Origin of the sequence: Micromonospora sp. M51 (assembly GCF_018070305.1) — a bacterium.
GTDB classification, from domain to species: Bacteria; Actinomycetota; Actinomycetes; order Mycobacteriales; family Micromonosporaceae; genus Micromonospora; species Micromonospora parva.
The window spans coordinates 1-1,836 of sequence record NZ_JAGPXZ010001007.1; the positions used below are offsets into that span (position 1 = coordinate 1).

Consider the following 1,836-nt stretch of genomic DNA (forward strand, 5'->3'; position numbering starts at 1 on the left):
GGGCGAGCGCCTCGGCGGGGCCGCCCGCGAACCGGCCACCCCAGAGGCTCGTCCGGTTGGTGGCGGCACTGTTCTCGGTAAGGCTCTTGTCGTCCACGTCGCCCATCATTGCTCTGGTTGCCTTTCGCTCGCGACTGCGGGGCTCACTCGCCGCGCTCGGTCACTCTTCACGCTCCGCCGCGTCATGAGGCGGTGGTCCCGTCGATGGTGTCGTCGCGGCGGGCCCAGCCGGCGAGCTTCTCCCCCAGCGCCGCCCCGCCGACGGCCTCACGGGCCACGACGAGGATGGTGTCGTCGCCGGCGATGGTGCCGACGATCTCGGGCAGACCCGCCCGGTCCAACGCGCTGGCCAGGTACTGGGCCGCGCCCGGCGGGGTCCGCAGCACGGCGATGTTGCCGCTGGAGTCGACCCCGTTGAGCAGTTCGCGCAGCAGTCGTACCAGCCGGGCCGGAGCGGCCTCGGCGTCGCGCAACGGTCGCTGACCGTCCTCGGGGATCAGGTAGACGGCCGGACCGTCGCCGCCGCGCACCTTGACCGCGCCCAACTCCTCCAGGTCCCGCGAGAGAGTGGCCTGGGTGACGCCCACGCCGTCGGCGGCGAGCAGGTCGGCCAGCTCGGTCTGCGACCGGATCGCCCGGTCGCGGATCAGCTCCACGATCCGGGCGTGCCGGGCCGCGCGGGTCAACGGTGCGGTCATCGGGACTCCCCGGTCGCGGCGTCCAGCAGGAACGTCAGCAGCGCCTTCTGGGCGTGCAGCCGGTTCTCCGCCTGGTCGAAGACCGCGCTCTGCGGGCCGTCGAGCACCTCGTCGGTGATCTCCTCGCCGCGGTGCGCCGGCAGGCAGTGCAGCACGATAGCGTCCGGCGCGGCCTGGCCGAGCAACTCCTTGTTCACCTGGTACGGCAGGAACGGCGTGATCCGGTCCAACCCGTCGGACTCCTGCCCCATCGACGTCCAGGTGTCGGTGGCCAGCACGTCGGCGTCGCGTACCGCCTGGACCGGGTCGGTCAGCACCCGCACCGACCCGCCGGTCTGGGCCGCGATCCGCGCGGCCCGTTGCACCACCGCCGCGTCCGGAGCGAACCCGGCCGGGCCGGCGATCCGCACGTGCATCCCGGCCGTCGCCCCGGCCAGCAGGTGGCCCAGCGCCTCGATGCCGCGACGCAACCGCTCACCGACCCGCTTGACGTTGTCGAGCAGCCCCTCGTTGGCGATGGTCGCCACCACGGCGAGCGCCGCCGCGCAGCTGACCGGGTTGCCGCCGAACGTGGTGCCGTGCGAGCCGGGAGTGAGCAGGTCCGCGGCGGGGCCGAACGCCAGCGTCGCCCCGATGGGCAGCCCGCCACCCAACCCCTTGGCCAGGGTGACCACGTCCGGCTCCACCCCCTCGGCCTGGTGCGCGAACCAGTGCCCGGTGCGCCCGATGCCGGTCTGCACCTCGTCGAGGACCAGCAGCGCGCCGTGCCGGGCGGTGATCCGCCGGGCCGCCGCGAGATAACCGGCCGGCGGGACGAGCACGCCGTTCTCACCCTGAACGGGTTCCAGGATCACCATCGCGGTGGCGTCGGAGACGGCCGCGTCGAGGGCGGCGACATCGCCGTAGTCGACGTGGGTCACCTCGCCGGGCAACGGCCGGAACGGGTCGGCCTTCGCCGGTTGGCCGGTCAACGCGAGAGCACCCATGGTACGGCCGTGGAAGCCACCCCTGGTGGCCACCACCTGGGTGCGGCCGGTGCGCCGGGACAGCTTGAACGCCGCCTCGTTCGCCTCCGCGCCCGAGTTGGCGAAGAAGACCCGCCCCGGTCGGCCGGCGAGCGCCAACAGCAGCTCGGCGC

2 protein-coding genes are annotated in these 1,836 nt (G+C 73.8%); both read right to left on the reverse strand.

All coding sequences use genetic code 11. The features are described 5' to 3' along the window. Positions 1-182 precede the first annotated feature (182 nt). Positions 183-698: an arginine repressor gene (locus KBX53_RS31825; RefSeq protein WP_210863518.1), complete on the reverse strand. Its 516-nt coding sequence runs from the start codon at positions 696-698 to the stop codon at positions 183-185. Then, positions 695-1,828 (reverse strand): aminotransferase class III-fold pyridoxal phosphate-dependent enzyme, encoded by a 1,134-nt coding sequence (locus tag KBX53_RS36690; protein WP_247676520.1) that lies wholly within the window; start codon positions 1,826-1,828, stop codon positions 695-697. Before KBX53_RS36690 ends, KBX53_RS31825 begins: the two co-directional genes overlap by 4 nt. Positions 1,829-1,836: the final 8 nt, after the last annotated feature.

Excerpts from the sequence above, each read along its gene's own strand:
- KBX53_RS31825 (WP_210863518.1), bottom strand. The coding sequence starts at position 698 with ATGACCGCACCGTTGACCCGCGCGGCCCGGCACGCCCGGATCGTGGAG.